Genomic DNA, 17,010 nt, shown 5'->3' on the forward strand with positions numbered 1-17,010 from the left:
AACGCCATTTTAGTTAAAATAAAGTCAATAAATCCAATCAAAGTACTTTAATTTCAGCAGATCTACGACTATTATTCGCTTCGTTTATAAATCACTCAGTATATGAGTTAGCCGGGAGGTTGGCATAAGTTGAATCAGGTAGCTTCGAAAGAGAATCCAGTAGTTAAATTGAGCGGGATTTCAAAGAGTTTCGACGGTAAAGAAATCATTAGTAATCTAAATTTAGATGTGAATCATGGTGAGTTTCTAACGATTCTTGGTCCATCAGGTTGTGGTAAAACAACCGTATTAAGAATGATTGCAGGTTTTGAGCAAGTAGACAGCGGTACAATACTACTTGGAAGTGACAATGTCACTGATGTCCCATCAGAGAAAAGGCCCGTCAATACAGTATTTCAGAGCTATGCCCTATTCCCCCACATGACGGTTTTTGACAACGTTGCATTTGGGCTGCGAATGCAAAAAGTCGCCAATGAAGAGATCGAGCCAAGAGTAATGGAGTGCCTACGAATGGTTAGGCTTGATGAGATGGCGCAACGAAAGCCTCACCAGTTATCCGGTGGACAACAGCAGCGTATTGCTATTGCACGAGCTGTTGTTAATAAGCCCAAAGTTCTATTACTTGATGAATCATTGTCAGCTCTAGATTATAAATTACGTAAGCAGATGCAGATCGAACTTAAGCAACTGCAACGCAAACTCGGCATCACTTTTGTCTTTGTTACCCACGATCAAGAAGAAGCTCTCTCCATGTCTGATCGTATTATCGTCATGCGAGACGGCGTAATTGAACAGGATGGCACGCCCAAAGAGATATATGAAGAGCCGAAAAACCTTTTTGTTGCACGCTTTATAGGCGAGATAAATGTCTTTAACGCGACTCCGATAAAGCGACTTGATGATAAGCGCATTGTTGCGTCCATCGAGGGAATCGAGTCAACCATTTATTATAAGGAAGCATTTACCGGTAGTGAGAGCCTGCAAGTTTTACTGCGCCCAGAAGATTTACGCCTTGAAGAGATTAAAGAGAACGTATCAAAAGGGATTGTAGGCCATGTGATAGATCGAACCTATAAGGGAATGACACTAGACTCTATCGTTGAGCTGGAATCTGGCAATAAGGTGATGGTCAGTGAGTTCTTTAATGAAGATGATCCCGATGTTGATCACTCTCTTGGTCAAAAAGTGACAGTAACTTGGGTTGAAAGCTGGGAAGTGGTACTGAAAGATGGCGAGTAAGTTTGATCTGCAGAAGCTAATTATCGCCTTGATTGTAGGTTGGTTATCGGTATTTGTACTGATCCCTAATCTCATGATCATCGTTACCAGTTTTCTGACACGTGATGAAACCAACTTAATTGAACTCACGTTTAGTATTGATAACTATGCACGCTTGCTGGATCCCCTTTATGGCAAAGTGCTGATGCACTCCTTTTATATGGCTATCGTGGCAACGCTATTTTGCTTAGTCATCGGCTACCCCTTTGCCTACATCGTCGCTAATATGCCGACCAAGTGGCGCCCAATTATGCTATTTCTGGTCATAGTTCCTTTTTGGACCAACTCGTTAATTAGAACTTACGGCTTAAAAATAGTACTTGGCACTCAAGGTATTTTAAATAAATCACTGTTAGCTTTAGAGCTCATCGATAAACCGATTCGACTTATGTATAGCGAGTCAGCGGTGATGATCGGTTTAGTCTATATTTTGTTACCTTTTATGATACTACCGCTCTACTCAGCGATAGAGAAGCTCGATCATACCTATATTGAAGCTGCCAAGGATCTCGGAGCTAACAAGTTTCAAACCTTTGTTCGTGTGGTGTTGCCGTTAACAATGCCGGGCATTATTGGTGGTTGTTTATTAGTACTGCTTCCGGCATTAGGTATGTTTTATGTGTCTGACCTACTTGGCGGTGCAAAAAATCTATTAGTCGGAAACGTAATTAAAAGTCAGGTGCTTAATGCCAGAGATTGGCCATTTGGTGCTGCCACCAGTATTGCTTTAACCGCGGCGATGGCTTTGATGCTTTATGCTTATTATCGAGCCGGGAAGTTGCTAAATAAAAAAGTGGAGCTTGAATCATGAGACGATTAATCAACTCTAGCTTTTTATTTGTTGTTTACGCTTTCTTATATATGCCCATCATAGTACTGATTGCAAACTCATTTAACGCCAATAAATTTGGCATGAAATGGGGTGGATATACAACTAAGTGGTATCAAGCTTTAATCAACAACGACAGCCTAATGCAAGCTGCGTGGCACTCGTTAAGTATTGCGGTTTTTTCCGCAACCGCTGCGACCATTATTGGGAGTTTGACCGCCGTCGCGCTATTTAGATACTCGTTTAAAGGCAAAGGCCTCGTAAACGGTTTGCTTTTCATCGTCATGATGTCACCAGATATCGTGATGGCGATATCCCTACTCGCCCTATTTCTGGTGGTTGGCTTACAACTGGGTTTTATAACCTTGTTGGCCTCTCATATTACATTTTGTCTTCCTTTTGTGGTGGTAACGGTTTTTAGCCGATTAAATGGCTTTGATGTCAAAATGCTTGAAGCGGCAAAAGATCTCGGCGCAAGCGAATGGGTGATACTAAAGAAAATCATTTTGCCATTGGCTAAACCTGCGGTCGCGGCTGGATGGCTGCTAAGTTTTACCTTGTCACTAGACGATGTCATTATTAGTTCGTTTGTTACAGGCCCTGGCTATGAAATATTACCGCTTAAAATATACTCTATGGTTAAAGTCGGCATTTCTCCAGAGGTTAATGCATTAGCAACGATAATGCTGGTAGTCTCGCTATTGCTGGTCGTTATTTCCCAATTTCTGGCAAGAGAAAAAATTAAATAGTGAACTGAATAGAGCGTTATGCAACTGATCCTTAAAGGGGTTAAGTGTGTACAAACCTCATTTTCTTATTTAGAATCGCGCATTCAAACATGTGCTTTGTGCTTGCCACACTAACTGTCGTGGCATTCATTAACAAACTCTATGGAAATACAATGAAAAACTGGTCTAAAATTGTTTCTACTGCGTTATGTGCAGCCACCCTTTCAGCTCCAACTTTAGCTGCGGATGATGAACTCTACTTTTATAACTGGTCCGAGTATATTCCAAGCTCAGTGCTTGAAGATTTTACAAAGGAAACGGGCATCAAAGTTATCTATTCGACTTACGAGTCAAATGAAACTATGTATGCAAAATTAAAAACGCAGGGTAAAGGATATGACCTTGTAGTACCTTCTACTTACTTCGTGTCTAAAATGCGTAAAGAAGGAATGTTGCAACAAATCGATAAGCAACAACTGTCTCACTTCGCTGATCTAGATCCTAACTACCTGAACAAGTCATTTGACCCAGATAACAGCTACTCAATTCCTTATATTTGGGGCGCGACGGGTATTGGCGTCAATTCAGATATGCTAGACACTTCTGATATTAAAAGTTGGGACGATTTCTGGGATCCTAAATGGGAAGGTCAATTAATGATGATGGATGACTCACGTGAGTTCTTCCATATTGCATTAACTCGTTTAGGTTACTCTACCAATACGACTAATCCCGACGAAATCAAAGCTGCCTATGAAGAGTTGAAAAAGCTGATGCCAAACGTATTAGTATTTAACTCTGATTACCCTGCTAACCCGTATCTTGCAGGTGAAACATCGTTAGGTATGCTATGGAATGGTTCCGCATACACTGCTCGTCAGGAAGGCGCAAACATCGACATTATCTGGCCAGAAAAAGGCGCGATTTTTTGGATGGACAGCTTAGCTATTCCTACCGGAGCAGAAAATGTAGAAGCCGCTCATAAAATGATTAACTTCTTATTACGCCCAGAAAATGCGGCTAAAGTTGCATTAGAAATTGGTTACCCTACACCGGTAAAAAGCGCTTACCCATTACTGCCGAAAGAGTTTGCTGAGGATGAGAGCATCTTCCCTCCTCAACACATTATGGACAGCGGTTTTTGGCAAGACGAAGTGGGTGAAGCAAGTGTATTGTATGAACAGTACTTCCAAAAACTCAAAGTAGAGCAGTAAAAGTTGAGCAGTAAATAGCATTCAAACAAAAAGAGCGGCTTTCTAGCCGCTCTTTTTAGTTTTGATACCCAAATATATAGTCAATGGCGCTGGATCTCGTTTAAGCCTGCTTTGCCTCAACGTGGCTTAGTAACTCTTCAACCAATTGAGGAACAATCACGCTCGCTTTGCCATAACGTTTTTCTTCAAACTCCGTATCGACAGCACTTGGCTCTAAATTGATTTCGATGGTATGAGCACCATGCATACGGGCATCATGAACAAAACCGGCTGCGGGATAAACAACCCCAGATGTTCCAATGGAAATAAACAGGTCTGCTTCTTCTAGCGCAGCGTATATTTCCCCCATACGTAGTGGCATTTCGCCAAACCACACAATATGAGGTCGCATTTGAGAAGGAATTTGGCAACAGTGGCAAAGTTCACCTGTAACTATATCTTCTTTATGTTCAACAACCTGAGAAGACTCAGAGCAACGAGCTTTAAGAAGTTCACCATGCATATGGATAATACGATTGGTTCCACCTCTTTCATGTAAATTGTCAATATTTTGAGTAATTACCGTCACTTGACCATCAAGGTCTGCTTCGAGTTTGCCGAGTGCCAAATGTGCCGCGTTAGGTTGAATATCATCAGATTGGAGTTTACGACGACGCTGGTTGTAGAAGTCCTGAACGAGATCAGGGTTTGCGTGAAACCCTTCAGGAGTAGCAACATCTTCAATTTTATGATTTTCCCAAAGTCCATCTTGAGCTCTAAATGTTTTGATGCCTGATTCTGCAGAAATACCGGCGCCGGTTAAAATAACAATGTTGCGATATGGAAACGACATAATAAATCCTTTTACTGACACTTATTCGACTAACTATCTAATGTTATAGACTAAGTTTAGCACTTAGCCTATAACACTAATAGTTTTAAGGTTTTAGACTATAGTCGAAATGAGCCAAAGGTCTGTACCAATCTAAGCAATGATAGCGAACTGCCACAAGCTACTAGAAATATTACTCTTCGTTTATAGAACTGATTTTGTGTATTGAAAGATCGGCACCATTAAATTCATCTTCATGAGACAACCGAAGACCGGTAAGCTTGTCTAGTAGACCATACACAATCCAAGCGCCAATAACCGCGACAGCAATACCCAGCAAGGTACCGATGATCTGAACAGGTAGACTCACGCCACCTAGCCCACCAAGAGCGCTTTGACCGAAAATACCCGCAGCGATGCCACCCCAAGCTCCACAAACCCCATGTAGAGGCCACACGCCCAACACATCATCAATCTTGGTTTTGTTTTGCAAATAGGTAAATAGCCAGACAAACAGTGCTCCTGCAACTCCGCCAGTAACCAAAGCCCCCAGAGGATGCATCACATCAGATCCAGCACAAACGGCAACCAAGCCTGCTAACGGCCCATTATGGATAAAACCGGGATCGTTTTTGCCCGCAACCAATGACGCAATTATACCGCCAACCATCGCCATTAATGAGTTCATCGCCACTAAACCGCTAATGCCGTTAAGCGTCTGGGCTGACATGACATTAAAGCCAAACCAACCGACGCTAAGGATCCACGCACCAAGGGCTAAAAAAGGAATATTAGAAGGGGCAAAGTTAGTATGTTTTCCGGCTCGAATACGCCCTTTTCGCATGCCAAGAAACAGAACCGCAACCAAGGCAATCCAACCACCAACACCATGTACAACCACAGAGCCTGCGAAATCGTGAAAACCAGCTCCAAAGGTGTTTTCTAACCATTGTTGTACGCCGTAGTTACCGTTCCATATCATGCCTTCAAAAAGCGGGTACACGACTCCAACTGTAAAAAAGGTGGCCAACAATACCGGATAAAATCGTGCCCTCTCAGCAATACCACCGGATACAATCGCAGGGATGGCCGCCGCGAAAGTAAGTAAAAAGAAAAACTTAACTAACTCGTAACCATTGCCGGCCGATAAGGTTTCCGCGCTATAAAAGAAATGAGCATCATAAGCCACCCAATAGCCGATAAAGAAATAAGCGATGGCAGAGATGCCAAAGTCCGCTAAAATTTTTACCAGCGCATTCACTTGGTTTTTCTTTCTAACGGTTCCAACTTCGAGAAACGCAAAACCCGCATGCATTAAAAACACCATTATCGCTCCCAGTAAGAGAAACATAGTGTCAGAACTTTGGGTGAGCGTTTGTACTGCACCTTGTACTTGAACCATAGAATTACTCATTTGTCATTCGACTCCATCTTCTTCCGCACCTTCTAGGTGCATTATTGCTAAACCATCATCCCAGACGGTTTAAATCTTCGCGTTAACGCTAATAGAGCAAAAGTTGTTCCAGATCGAATTTTATTAACTGCACTACTGTAGCTATGGATTATGGTTTTGTTTTATAAGTAAATAATGACTAATTGCACCATAATGAGTGAATGAGCTATTTAACCGATTAGCAAAACAACGCCCTAATTTGGGGACGCTGCACTAATATAGAGCATCAATTCTGACTGGGGCTTAATCCGTCATTTTGGCAAATAAAACTCGTAAAAATAGAGGTTGTAAGAATCGTGAACGAATAACAGAAAGTTTATTGCTCGCTGTTTGGCTATCTGACTTTAAATAGTGGTAAAATGCCGACAAGCGAACAACAGATAATAATTAATATAAATATGCTTAGAAATAACATTAACTGGGTAATTTTAGCCGGTGGAAAAGCGAGCCGTATGGGTGGCGGAGACAAAGGTCTAATCAAGCTCAATGGTACTCCGCTGGTCGAGATCGTTTATAACGCTTTATTACCACAAGTATCCCAGCTATACATCAATGCAAACCGTAATATCGAACAATACCAATCCTACGCTCTCGTCATTAAAGATAATATGCAGGACTTTCAAGGGCCGTTAGCAGGCGTACACTCTTGTCTTACTGAAATTGATCAAGAGTGGATTGGTTTTACTCCCTGCGATAGCCCTAATATTCCGTCTGATTTAGTGGAAAGATTAGCGGCAGCTATCGACAACGAAGTAGAGATAATCGTGGCGCACGATGGTCAATATCCACAGCCTGTATTTAGTTTGTGGAATAAGAGAGCGCTGCCGGCATTAAGCGCTTTCTTAGAAAATGGCGATCGCAAAATTAAATTACTGCTTAACCAGTGTAAAACGACGTTTGTCGATTTTTCTGATATACCAGAGACCTTCATAAACCTAAATACACCAGATGAACTGAAAAAATTTGGAGAAACACATGAGTGAACTCCCTAACCTTCCCTTACTCGGCTTTGCCGCTTTTAGTGGTACGGGTAAAACAACATTATTAGAAGCTCTACTGCCTGTTATTAAAAAACAGGGAATACGTGTGGCTGTTCTTAAGCATGCTCACCACGATTTTGATTTAGATACACCAGGAAAAGACAGTTACAGATTGAGAAAAGCGGGCGCTGATCAAATGTTGGTGGCGTCGGGGCAACGACATGTTCTTTTTACCGAAACGCCACAACAAGAAGAAAGCTTTGAGTATCTATTGAACATGTTTGATCATTCAAAACTTGATCTTATTTTGGTAGAAGGCTGTAAGAGTTTATCATTTGATAAAATTGAACTGCACCGTGAAGCTGTTGGAAAACCTTGGTTATATCAAGATGACAGCAATATCATCGCCATTGCAGCAGACACTAAAGTAGACTCGAAACTTCCACAAATGGACATCAATGACATCAACACTATTGCTCAATTTGTTGTTGAATATGTAGCAAATTTTAATAAAGGTTAACATAACAATGGCTCGTACCATCTTATACGTATATAAAAAACAAGATAAAACCTTGCAGTTTTCTTATGAAAACTACCGCACGATTCATGAAGCAGTAGCAGATGCTGAAGGGATAGACATTTCTGAGTTCTTAAAAATGGAACAGCAAGTTCAGGCCGTATCGGATACGAAAGCGGCAAGGGATTATCGAGATAATTACTTTAAGAAACTTGGTTTTGGAAAGATCACACTTGCTAAAAAAGAGAACCGAGGCGTCGGTGATAAGTAGAAATAAGAGAGGGTTGCGCATGCGACCCTCTTTGCTTTTAAGCTATGATGACTACTTAATATTTAAGAATGCCGCACCACGAACACCACCTGAATCGCCATGTTTAGCCTTGACAATTTTAGGTACTTTCGCAACAGACATTAGGTATTTAGGAATACGTTTTGGCATCTCTTGATAAATGAGATCGTAGTTAGATAAACCACCACCTAATACAACCACGTGAGGGTCAAAGCCAGTAAACAAGTTGGCAAAACAGATGGCCAGCAACTCCATAAAGCGATCAACATGCTCTACCGCGTTTTTATCACCTTCCTCATGAGCCTTGATGATATCAATCGCTTTTTTCTTCTCTTGGTAGTAGTGCTGATAAAGTTGCTCAAAGCCGCGTCCGGATAAGTAGTTATCTAAACAGCCTTTTTTATCACAACCGCAATCGAACAGTGGTGCACTTTTTGCTAAATCATTGTCGCCAAGGTGGAACCAAGCATCAATAGGTAAGCGCATATGCCCCACTTCACCCGCAACGTTATTTCTTCCAGAGAAGATCTTGCCTTCAAAAACAAATCCACCACCGAATCCGGTACCTAAAATTAACCCTACAACAGACTTCTCTTTTTGTAGTTCTTCATCCCAAGCTTCTGAAAGTGCAAAACAGTTGGCGTCATTCTCAATTTTTACTGAGCGACCGATGGCTTTTTCTAGGTCAGCACGTAATGGCATTCCTTTGGCTGCAGGTACATTTACCGTTAATACAGTGCCATCATCGGCGTCTTCCATACCCGGAAGGCCTATGCCGATAGTTCCTTCTGTAGCAAATTCCTTGTCGTATTTTTTAACCAAACCTGACAGCGTATCAACAAGTTTGTGATAATCATCTACGGGTGTCGGTACTCGCTCAGTAGCGATGCGTTCAAGTTTTTCATTAAACGCACCAAACTCAATTTTAGTACCGCCAACATCAAATCCGTAATACATTGTTCTCTCCTAAAAAAAGTCCCAAAATGAGGACAAAAATAAAACTCTAGCATTATCCATATAGTCAGGCCTACAATCCGTGATGTAGAGCAGGTTTGTTTTTAGTTAGACTTATACACGTTTAGAATTCAATCAGTTTTCGTCCCTGTCCACTCATCACGCTGACACTAAAAAAGCTTATCATGCTCAGATCTATAACTTTGTAATACTGGCCTAGTGTAATCACGTTTCAATCTCGTTTTACTGATTAAATAGCTTTCTCTGAATACTGTGAACCACTGTTGCAGAACGTCTGCTGCATGATGTTCCCCTGCACTACTTAATGCCAAAGTGGCCACTTCGGCTGTTGATAACTGATTGTCCTTTTCAGCTTTTCTCATTAGGTACTGAGAAACAGATTCAGGCTGAAATGACAATACCGGCAATGCGTGTAAATAAGGTGATTTTCGAAAAATTTTACGCGCTTCACGCCAACTACTATCTATAAATATAAGTAGTGTCGTTTTATCTTGCTGCTCACTATGCGCTTGCTGACACTGATGAATCACACGCTGTTTATCTTCAACATACTCTTCAGGAAAAACAACCATGGGTGAGTATTCAGTATTCGCCAGCATCTCTAATAGCTTTCGATCGGGCTCCGTTCTGTTCCACTGAAATACCGAGGTGTTTTTTACAACATCTGCAATTAATCGACCTGTGTTACTTGGCTTTAATACTTCAGAATCAGACATTAACAAAATCACTGCGACTTTGCTGTCTATGTTTGGCTGAAATTCACAAATGCAATATTGCTTATCGACCCTGCAATAAACACAACGATCCACTTTGGATCCTCTTGCATTAAATGGTTTTGTTGCGTTATTTAAACGCTGCTCAATGAGCTTATTTACCGCATGTATGCGCATAAGATTATAATATGCTGGCTAATTACTGGAAATATAGACTGATTGTACTTACAGTAGAGTGAATATCAAAGAGTAACGGAACAGTTGTATGCAAGATCCTTCCATTATCCGTCTGTTTTTTTTCATTGTAGGTTTTAGTCTGTTTGCCGTATGGGAGACCAAATTCCCTCGCAAACAGTTAACCCAAAATCGCGCTGTTCGTTGGCTCAACAATTTAGGTTTGATTGGTGTTAATAGTATCTGCACGGCACTATTAATGCCCATTGTTGCTTATCAGGCTGCGTTATTGGTAGAGCAGCATGGTATCGGTTTGTTTAACATGATTTCGCTGCCTTACCCATTGGTGGTGTTCGCATCGGTGGTTCTACTTGATCTCGCCATTTACACTCAACATGTTGTTTTTCACTACTTTCCGATTTTGTGGAAATTACATCGCGTTCATCATGCGGATCAGGATATTGACGTCACCACCGCAGCCCGTTTTCACCCCATAGAAATTATTCTGTCACTCTGGATAAAAATAGCCTGTATTACCTTGTTAGGAGCACCGGCGATTGCCGTATTAATATTTGAGGTGTTGTTAAACGTAAGTGCAATGTTCAACCATAGTAATGGACGTATGCCACTGGCGCTTGATAAACAGCTGCGAAAACTATTTGTCACTCCGGACATGCACCGTGTGCACCACTCAATTAAAATAAAAGAGACCAATTCTAACTTCGGTTTTTTTCTCTCTATTTGGGACAGAATGTTCTCAACTTATATCCCTCAGCCAGAACTGGGGCATGATAAGTGTGTGATTGGTATTGATGCATTTAGAGAGCCTAAGGAGCAGCATTTAAATAAAATGCTAACTCAGCCGTTTAGGTAATAAAAAAACGTGCAAGCCAAAGAAATAGAAGGAAATTTGGTTTTTACCCTGAGTTGATTGCTATTTATGACTGTAAATAACAAATTACTACTAATATACGCTAAAAGTGGTAACCTTAAGCAAAATTTGATCACAAGGCTAAACTTATGACTACTCTTACATCCGATGTTGAAGCGAACCTAGAGATTTTTATCTCTAACACCAAAGAAACCCAGCTAGTTTGGGGGTTGAAAAATAAAGAAGAAGATTGGTTGGCGTGTGACTCATCAGAGTTCGAAAACAGCGAAGTAATGCCATTTTGGTCAAGTAAAGCCGATGCTGAAATTCACAACGTAGAAGAGTGGCAAGAGTTTGATGTGTGTGAAATTCCTCTTGACGTATTTGTGGAAGACTGGTTGATCACGCTTTCTGAAGATGGTGTTTTGGTTGGTATCAACTGGAATGAGCAGCTAGAAGGTAAAGAGTTAGAGCCTAGCGACCTAGCCAAACTTTATTTATAATCCGTATCTAAAAATGCAGCGTATAACGCTGCATTTTTTATTCTCGCTATCAATGAAAACGAGTTACTTCTCTGAAGCTAAATACTCTTCTAGTCCTTTCTGCCTCAAAATACACGCAGGACAATCACCACAGCCATCGCCTATTAGGCCGTTATAACATGTTAAGGTCTGCTCCCTTACCAACTGTAATGCATTATATTGATCAGCTAATGCCCAGGTTTGTGCTTTGTTCAACCACATCAACGGTGTCTCAATAACTAACTTTTTATCCATTCCTAATACTAAAGAGTGGTTAATAGACTGTATAAACTCATTACGGCAATCAGGGTAGCCTGAAAAGTCAGTTTCACACACACCGGTAATTATCGTATCTGCCCCTACCTGATAGGCATAAATTCCCGCTAAGGTTAAAAACAGAATATTACGACCCGGAACAAATGAGTTAGGAACCCCCTGCTCGTTCAACTCATGTGAAACCGCAATGTCATCGCGAGTTAAGGAACTAATAGCCAGTTCATTGAGTAACCCTACATCCATTATTTTATGAGCACTAATACCCAGCTGTTTTGCTAACTTAGTGGCGACCTCAATCTCTTGTTTGTGTCTCTGGCCATAGTCAAATGTTATTGCGTGGACCTCATCAAACTCACTAATTGCTTTAACCAAACACGTGGTTGAATCTTGTCCACCACTAAATACCACAACCGCTTTTTTCATTTTTACCTGCTTAATACTTTGCTTAATACCGTCTCAATGAACGAAAAATTAAGACGGTTTAATATTGTTTGCGACAGTAATCCACTATTAATTGATGGTCAACAACAAGTTTTGCTGGTTATCCCTTAAGAAAATGAATATTCTCAGTTTTCAGGTATTTGCTTAACGTCAGCAGGAAAATAACAATGTACAAATTGATCGCTCTTGATATGGATGGAACCTTACTGAACAGCGATAAAGTGCTATCAGAAAGAAATAGACAAGCGATAGCAGAAGCACAAGCTCAAGGCGTGACGGTTGTTCTTGCATCGGGACGGCCGCTACAAGGGATGAAGTCCATCGCAGATTCACTAAACATGACATCTGACAACGACTATATCGTCTGTTACAACGGTTCATTGGTTTATCGGGCGTCAGATAATGAAGTTGTTCGTCAAAACATAATGACGGGCAAAGAAGCTAAACGAATTTCTCAACTGGCCAATCAACTCAATGTTCATCACCACGCTTTTAGCGTAACAAAAGGGCTTATTACACCAAAGCTCAACCCTTTTACGGGTCATGAAGCCACGGTTAACGGTTTAACAATTAATCAGTTTGATTTTTCTCAATTAGATGATAATGAAGCCATTATCAAAACCATGTTCGCCGATTCAAAAGAGACATTAGATCAGGTCGTTAATCAAATTCCCGCGGCTTTTTCTGAAGAGTTTACCCTAGTACGAAGTGCCACCATTTTTTATGAGTTTCTGCATAAAAAAAGCAACAAAGGTCTTGCGGTGGAAAGCATTGCTAAACAACTCAATATCCCATCAGAACAAGTTATCTGCATGGGTGATGCTGAGAATGATCACCATATGATCAAATATGCGGGTTTGGGGGTCGCAATGGGGAATGCCACTGAAGAGACAAAAGCCATTGCTGATTTCATCACTGACAGCAATAACGACTCGGGTGTTGCCAAAGTCATTGAAGAGTTTGTCTTAAAATAATTAGGCCCTGTGCCAAGGGCCCTTGGTTGTTATGAACGAGTTGGTTTTCTTGTTTTATAAAATAGTACCGCCAAAATCACCATTATTGACGGTACGAAAGCGATATTAACTAACAAACTGTATTTCCCGCTGTAGGAAACCTGCTCTTCTAACCAATCAAAAGCTGCTGAGTGAAGCAACACAACGACAATTAATCCCGTCAAAATATTCATTGACACCGACACTTCAAACTCTTTTTTTACTCGTGATACAAATAGTGCCACCGACAAGCATAATACACTGATACTATTTACATAACTTGAGTAAGACAAATAACTCAGCAGTCCGGCTATCACCGCAATAACTAACCAAAAAGTGGCGTTAAAAAGCCAATCGCCATATCTTTGTGCCACATTTCTATCTAAGCGAATAAAGTTCCACGCCAATACGCCTCCTAGCGTCACTCCTGCCAATAGAGCCATAACATATTGACTGCCTAAATAAACTCCCGAAAGACTATAACTTGCGACAACCGCTATCATCATTAGCGTGACATTGTTTGCACTCTCAAACATCAGTTTATACTGCCGAGTGACGATAATTCCCGTAGCCGTCATCACCACAGACACGATATTTGGCATCGAAAATCCATACATAGCACCCAGCTTAATTGACGGCAAATACTCATAAGGGCGAGGCAAAGCGATACCAAGTTGTAATATAAACGCGATAATTCCTGAACTGGCTATTAACAAGACAACTTTCAAAGCGAAACGAACGCCAAACAGTAACGTTATCAACGCCATAGATAGCGTAAGTGTCAAACGATTAAAAGAGGACTCAATAAACTGGGCACTTTGATTAATCGCGCCTTGCCAAACCGTCGGTAGTGTCTTTACAGCTCTTTGCATAGACGCAATAAACTCAACCTCGATTTGCTGCCAATAAGAAGCAAAGTTCAGCATATCGTCAACATAATCGACAGGTTGATCTTTCGCCGAGACAAACGCTTTTTTAATGGTAGGCCATTGTGATGGATAGCGGTAATCACGACTCATGACATTGTTCGGTGATACCAGTATTACCTGCTTTGTCTCGATACCATAATGTGGAGCTATCCATGAAGGAACTGTGCGACGAGATAAAGAGTCTCGGTATGTTGATACAAGCAGGCTTGAATCAAGCTGACAATCAAATATATAGGCAGAGTCTGTCTGTTCTAATCGGTTGCCTACGGTAACGATAATACCGGTTTCTTCCCACGTTTCTCTTTGTGCCGCTATTGATGGTGATTCACCGCGATTAATCGTTCCCCCCGGAAGAGAGAGCTTTCCGGTAATGACCTCTTCTACCAACAGTAATTGCTCATCCACTTTAAGTAGACAAAGAGCACCTCGTATATGACTAGCGTCATTAGCAAACAGTGAAAACGAGGCTAAGACTGAATACAGCAAAATTGCAGTATGAATAGCTAGAATTAAAGATCTTTGCATAGCCAATGAATATGATGGCTAAAGCCATTTTTCTTATAAAAAGTTATTGCAGCTTGATTGAAATGCCACACTTCGACAAATACCCTTTTCACACCAAAATCATCAAACATATTTTGAAGTTTATCCATTAGTAAGGTCGCTACAGACATGTGACGATACTTAGCTAAAACGTATAGTTCATCAACACTTCCCATAGTAACAGGCTTGCTAATCGGTGAGATTAACTCGCAAAATTGCCCGGTAATGAAACCCACAATATTATCGCCATCGATTGCCACATAAACCAGACATTCGGGGTTATCGAGATAACGAGCGATGCTTTTTTCTTGTTCGATCTCTTCTGCTGTTTTTATATGCTCTGGCTGCTCATCATGATGAAACTGATGAAGCTGATACATTAGTGTGTTTAACACCTCTAGGTCAGATAAATTGGCAGCTCTAATTTGAATGCTCGACAAAACTTATGTCCATGTTGACTGATGCTTACAGTATAGGTTGCTTGATGATATCTGTTAATGAAAAGTAATAAAACCAAGTTATTACTAACTTGGTTTTATTTGATATAAATCGAGATAAATCACTTGTAACGATAAAACATACTTTTATCTCTCGTTACTGGTTCAACACCCTCTCTATTTCATTGAGGCTGGTTGGGTCATCAATTGTTGATGGAACCGTATAAGCTTCACCATCGGCAATTTGGCGGATAATGCGGCGAAGTATTTTGCCTGAACGGGTTTTAGGTAACCTATCCACCACCAGCGCATGTTTAAAGCAGGCAACGGCACCAATTTCTGTTCTCACTTTGCCAACTAACTCCCCTTCTAGCGCCAACTCATCAATTTTGACGCCGTCTTTAAGCACCACGAGTCCCAGAGGCAATTGCCCTTTCAGTTCGTCATGAATACCTACAACCGCACATTCCGCTACTGCTGGATGTGCCCCGACTATTTCTTCCATCTCACCTGTGGACAATCGGTGGCCTGCTACGTTGATGACGTCATCGATTCGTCCCATGATAAATAGGTAACCTTCTTCATCAAAGTAACCACCATCACCAGAAACGTAATAGCCCGGGAACTGGCTTAAATAGCCGCTTTCAAAACGGTCATGGTTACGCCACACTGTCGGTAATGTACCGGGAGGCAGAGGTCGTTTTAGCGCAACAAAACCTTGCTGATTCGGTGCGACCACATCACCAATCTCATTTAGTACTTCGACCTGATAACCGGGTATTGGCTTGGTAGACGACCCAGCTTTTACGTCCATCATTTCTATGCCCGTTGGGTTACCGGCAATCGCCCAGCCAGTTTCCGTTTGCCACCAGTGATCAATAACCGGTTTTGCCGTTTTTTCTAATACCCATTCCAGTGTCGGGGGATCTAACCTCTCTCCGGCCATAAAAATGGTTTTCAGCGCTGATAAATCATATTTTTCGATAAGTTCAGCGTTTGGATCTTCCTTTTTAATCGCTCTAAAGGCGGTTGGAGCCGAAAACAGTGCCGTAACATTGTATTCAGAACAGACCCGCCAAAATGCAGCAGGATCGGGTGTTCTTACTGGTTTACCTTCAAATAGAATCGACGTACAGCCATGAATTAACGGAGCGTAAACAATGTACGAGTGACCAACTACCCAACCGACATCTGATGCAGCCCAAAAAACATCATCCTGATCGATATTGTAAATGGTTTTCATGCTGTACTTCATGGCTACTGCGTGACCACCATTATCACGAACCACTCCTTTCGGTTTGCCGGTAGTACCGGAGGTATAAAGAATATAAAGTGGATCCGTTGACTTAACCGGTACACAGTCATGTGGTTCTGCCGTTTCTACCTGCTCTTGCCAATCAAGATCCCGCTCATGAGTCAGTTCAGCTGGTTGCTGTTTTCGTTGCAGCAAAATAACTTTTTCAGGTTTCCACCGACTGTCCATAATCGCTTTATCGACCAACGGCTTATATGGAATCACTTTGTTTATTTCTATACCACAAGACGCGGTCATAATAACCTTGGGTTCCGCATCTTCAATACGTACTGCCAACTCATTTGGCGCAAAACCGCCAAATACAACTGAGTGGATAGCACCCAGTCGAGCACAAGCCAGCATCGCCATTGCAGCTTCTGGGATCATCGGCATGTAAATCACAACCCGATCACCTTTTTCTACCCCTTGTGCAGCAAGCATTCCGGCAACTTTTGCGACTTGATCACGAAGTTGTAAATAGGTGTATTGACGTTTGGTCAGAGTAACTGGCGAGTCATAGATAAGCGCAACCTTATCACCTCTTCCCTGTTCAACATGATAATCAAGCGCTAGCCAAGCGGTATTTAACTCACCATCAGCAAACCAGCGTTCAATACCGTGCTCATCTTGCTCTAATATTGTTGTCGGCGGCGTGAACCAAGACAACTGATCCGCTTGTTTTTGCCAAAACTGTTGTGGTTGTTCTTTTGCAAATAGATATTCTTTTTCGTAGGCAGACATTACG

The 17,010-nt window shown here is 41.5% G+C and carries 17 protein-coding genes and 1 pseudogene; 10 read left to right on the forward strand and 8 right to left on the reverse strand.

Translation table 11 applies throughout. The features are described 5' to 3' along the window. The first annotated feature begins 129 nt into the window (after positions 1-129). From potA to CHJ_RS07600, 4 genes are all read left to right on the forward strand, one after another. Positions 130-1,239: a spermidine/putrescine ABC transporter ATP-binding protein PotA gene (gene potA / locus CHJ_RS07585; protein ID WP_317917354.1), complete on the forward strand. Its 1,110-nt coding sequence runs from the start codon at positions 130-132 to the stop codon at positions 1,237-1,239. Continuing rightward, positions 1,229-2,089 carry a spermidine/putrescine ABC transporter permease PotB gene (potB, locus tag CHJ_RS07590; RefSeq protein WP_171751977.1) on the forward strand — a complete coding sequence of 287 codons (861 nt, stop codon included), beginning with the start codon at positions 1,229-1,231 and terminating at the stop codon, positions 2,087-2,089. Before potA ends, potB begins: the two co-directional genes overlap by 11 nt. Further along, the gene (potC, locus tag CHJ_RS07595) at positions 2,086-2,856 is read left to right on the forward strand and encodes a spermidine/putrescine ABC transporter permease PotC (RefSeq protein ID WP_317917355.1); all 771 of its coding nucleotides are present in this window, start codon (positions 2,086-2,088) and stop codon (positions 2,854-2,856) included. The genes potB and potC overlap by 4 nt, the downstream gene beginning before the upstream one ends. A 152-nt stretch (positions 2,857-3,008) precedes the next feature. Further along, positions 3,009-4,049: an extracellular solute-binding protein gene (locus tag CHJ_RS07600; RefSeq protein WP_171751979.1), complete on the forward strand. Its 1,041-nt coding sequence runs from the start codon at positions 3,009-3,011 to the stop codon at positions 4,047-4,049. A 100-nt stretch (positions 4,050-4,149) separates the two neighbouring features. Here the strand turns inward: CHJ_RS07600 and cobB are convergent, their stop codons facing one another. Both cobB and CHJ_RS07610 read right to left on the reverse strand, forming a co-directional pair. Next, positions 4,150-4,881 carry a Sir2 family NAD+-dependent deacetylase gene (gene cobB / locus CHJ_RS07605; protein WP_171751980.1) on the reverse strand — a complete coding sequence of 244 codons (732 nt, stop codon included), beginning with the start codon at positions 4,879-4,881 and terminating at the stop codon, positions 4,150-4,152. Positions 4,882-5,053: 172 nt separating this feature from the next. Next, positions 5,054-6,274, reverse strand: coding sequence for an ammonium transporter (locus CHJ_RS07610; RefSeq protein ID WP_317917356.1), 1,221 nt, complete (start codon positions 6,272-6,274; stop codon positions 5,054-5,056). A 437-nt stretch (positions 6,275-6,711) separates the two neighbouring features. Between CHJ_RS07610 and mobA the strand changes: the two genes are divergently transcribed. The 3 genes and pseudogenes from mobA to CHJ_RS07625 all read left to right on the forward strand — a co-directional run bounded on the left by mobA (position 6,712) and on the right by CHJ_RS07625 (position 8,081). After that, a complete protein-coding gene (gene mobA, locus CHJ_RS07615; protein WP_317918095.1) occupies positions 6,712-7,296 on the forward strand; it encodes a molybdenum cofactor guanylyltransferase MobA in 585 nt (194 codons plus the stop codon). Continuing rightward, positions 7,289-7,807: pseudogene (mobB, locus tag CHJ_RS07620) on the forward strand (molybdopterin-guanine dinucleotide biosynthesis protein B); the annotation flags it as partial. The gene mobA and the pseudogene mobB, both read left to right, overlap by 8 nt. A 13-nt stretch (positions 7,808-7,820) precedes the next feature. Further along, positions 7,821-8,081: a DUF2960 family protein gene (locus tag CHJ_RS07625; RefSeq protein ID WP_171751983.1), complete on the forward strand. Its 261-nt coding sequence runs from the start codon at positions 7,821-7,823 to the stop codon at positions 8,079-8,081. 51 nt (positions 8,082-8,132) lie between these two features. Here the strand turns inward: CHJ_RS07625 and nagK are convergent, their stop codons facing one another. Both nagK and CHJ_RS07635 read right to left on the reverse strand, forming a co-directional pair. Next, positions 8,133-9,056, reverse strand: coding sequence for an N-acetylglucosamine kinase (gene nagK, locus CHJ_RS07630; RefSeq protein WP_171751984.1), 924 nt, complete (start codon positions 9,054-9,056; stop codon positions 8,133-8,135). A gap of 167 nt (positions 9,057-9,223) precedes the next feature. Next, complete coding sequence (locus CHJ_RS07635; RefSeq protein WP_317917357.1) at positions 9,224-9,964, reverse strand: tRNA-uridine aminocarboxypropyltransferase; 741 nt, start codon at positions 9,962-9,964, stop codon at positions 9,224-9,226. Positions 9,965-10,052: 88 nt separating this feature from the next. Here CHJ_RS07635 and CHJ_RS07640 point away from each other — a divergent pair, with 88 nt between their 5' ends. Beyond that, complete coding sequence (locus CHJ_RS07640) at positions 10,053-10,835, forward strand: sterol desaturase family protein (protein ID WP_317917358.1); 783 nt, start codon at positions 10,053-10,055, stop codon at positions 10,833-10,835. A 146-nt stretch (positions 10,836-10,981) separates the two neighbouring features. After that, on the forward strand, positions 10,982-11,335 hold the full coding sequence (locus CHJ_RS07645) for a DUF2750 domain-containing protein (protein WP_171751987.1): 354 nt from the start codon (positions 10,982-10,984) through the stop codon (positions 11,333-11,335). A 63-nt stretch (positions 11,336-11,398) separates the two neighbouring features. Here CHJ_RS07645 and queC read toward each other — a convergent pair whose 3' ends face one another. Continuing rightward, a complete protein-coding gene (queC, locus tag CHJ_RS07650) occupies positions 11,399-12,079 on the reverse strand; it encodes a 7-cyano-7-deazaguanine synthase QueC (protein WP_317918096.1) in 681 nt (226 codons plus the stop codon). 158 nt (positions 12,080-12,237) lie between these two features. Here queC and CHJ_RS07655 point away from each other — a divergent pair, with 158 nt between their 5' ends. Continuing rightward, a complete protein-coding gene (locus tag CHJ_RS07655) occupies positions 12,238-13,044 on the forward strand; it encodes a Cof-type HAD-IIB family hydrolase (protein ID WP_171751989.1) in 807 nt (268 codons plus the stop codon). A gap of 29 nt (positions 13,045-13,073) precedes the next feature. Here CHJ_RS07655 and CHJ_RS07660 read toward each other — a convergent pair whose 3' ends face one another. The 3 genes from CHJ_RS07660 to CHJ_RS07670 all read right to left on the reverse strand — a co-directional run bounded on the left by CHJ_RS07660 (position 13,074) and on the right by CHJ_RS07670 (position 17,006). Continuing rightward, entirely contained in the window at positions 13,074-14,516 is a 1,443-nt protein-coding gene (locus tag CHJ_RS07660; protein WP_317917359.1) for an NUDIX domain-containing protein, read from the reverse strand. Further along, complete coding sequence (locus CHJ_RS07665) at positions 14,501-14,974, reverse strand: GNAT family N-acetyltransferase (protein WP_317917360.1); 474 nt, start codon at positions 14,972-14,974, stop codon at positions 14,501-14,503. The genes CHJ_RS07660 and CHJ_RS07665 overlap by 16 nt, the downstream gene beginning before the upstream one ends. A 154-nt stretch (positions 14,975-15,128) precedes the next feature. Beyond that, positions 15,129-17,006 carry a propionyl-CoA synthetase gene (locus CHJ_RS07670; protein ID WP_317917361.1) on the reverse strand — a complete coding sequence of 626 codons (1,878 nt, stop codon included), beginning with the start codon at positions 17,004-17,006 and terminating at the stop codon, positions 15,129-15,131. Positions 17,007-17,010: the final 4 nt, after the last annotated feature.

Source organism: Vibrio sp. MACH09 (assembly GCF_033238805.1).
Lineage (GTDB): Bacteria > Pseudomonadota > Gammaproteobacteria > Enterobacterales > Vibrionaceae > Vibrio.

What these genes read in the sequence shown, in the direction of transcription:
- potC (WP_317917355.1), top strand. Translation starts at nt 2,086, where the DNA reads ATGAGACGATTAATCAACTCTAGCTTTTTATTTGTTGTTTACGCTTTC.
- CHJ_RS07640 (WP_317917358.1), top strand. Translation starts at nt 10,053, where the DNA reads ATGCAAGATCCTTCCATTATCCGTCTGTTTTTTTTCATTGTAGGTTTT.
- cobB (WP_171751980.1), bottom strand. Translation starts at nt 4,881, where the DNA reads ATGTCGTTTCCATATCGCAACATTGTTATTTTAACCGGCGCCGGTATT.
- nagK (WP_171751984.1), bottom strand. Translation starts at nt 9,056, where the DNA reads ATGTATTACGGATTTGATGTTGGCGGTACTAAAATTGAGTTTGGTGCG.
- potB (WP_171751977.1), top strand. Translation starts at nt 1,229, where the DNA reads ATGGCGAGTAAGTTTGATCTGCAGAAGCTAATTATCGCCTTGATTGTA.
- CHJ_RS07625 (WP_171751983.1), top strand. Translation starts at nt 7,821, where the DNA reads ATGGCTCGTACCATCTTATACGTATATAAAAAACAAGATAAAACCTTG.
- CHJ_RS07645 (WP_171751987.1), top strand. Translation starts at nt 10,982, where the DNA reads ATGACTACTCTTACATCCGATGTTGAAGCGAACCTAGAGATTTTTATC.
- CHJ_RS07610 (WP_317917356.1), bottom strand. Translation starts at nt 6,274, where the DNA reads ATGAGTAATTCTATGGTTCAAGTACAAGGTGCAGTACAAACGCTCACC.
- CHJ_RS07660 (WP_317917359.1), bottom strand. Translation starts at nt 14,516, where the DNA reads ATGCAAAGATCTTTAATTCTAGCTATTCATACTGCAATTTTGCTGTAT.
- CHJ_RS07655 (WP_171751989.1), top strand. Translation starts at nt 12,238, where the DNA reads ATGTACAAATTGATCGCTCTTGATATGGATGGAACCTTACTGAACAGC.
- CHJ_RS07635 (WP_317917357.1), bottom strand. Translation starts at nt 9,964, where the DNA reads ATGCGCATACATGCGGTAAATAAGCTCATTGAGCAGCGTTTAAATAAC.
- CHJ_RS07670 (WP_317917361.1), bottom strand. Translation starts at nt 17,006, where the DNA reads ATGTCTGCCTACGAAAAAGAATATCTATTTGCAAAAGAACAACCACAA.
- CHJ_RS07600 (WP_171751979.1), top strand. Translation starts at nt 3,009, where the DNA reads ATGAAAAACTGGTCTAAAATTGTTTCTACTGCGTTATGTGCAGCCACC.
- mobA (WP_317918095.1), top strand. Translation starts at nt 6,712, where the DNA reads ATGCTTAGAAATAACATTAACTGGGTAATTTTAGCCGGTGGAAAAGCG.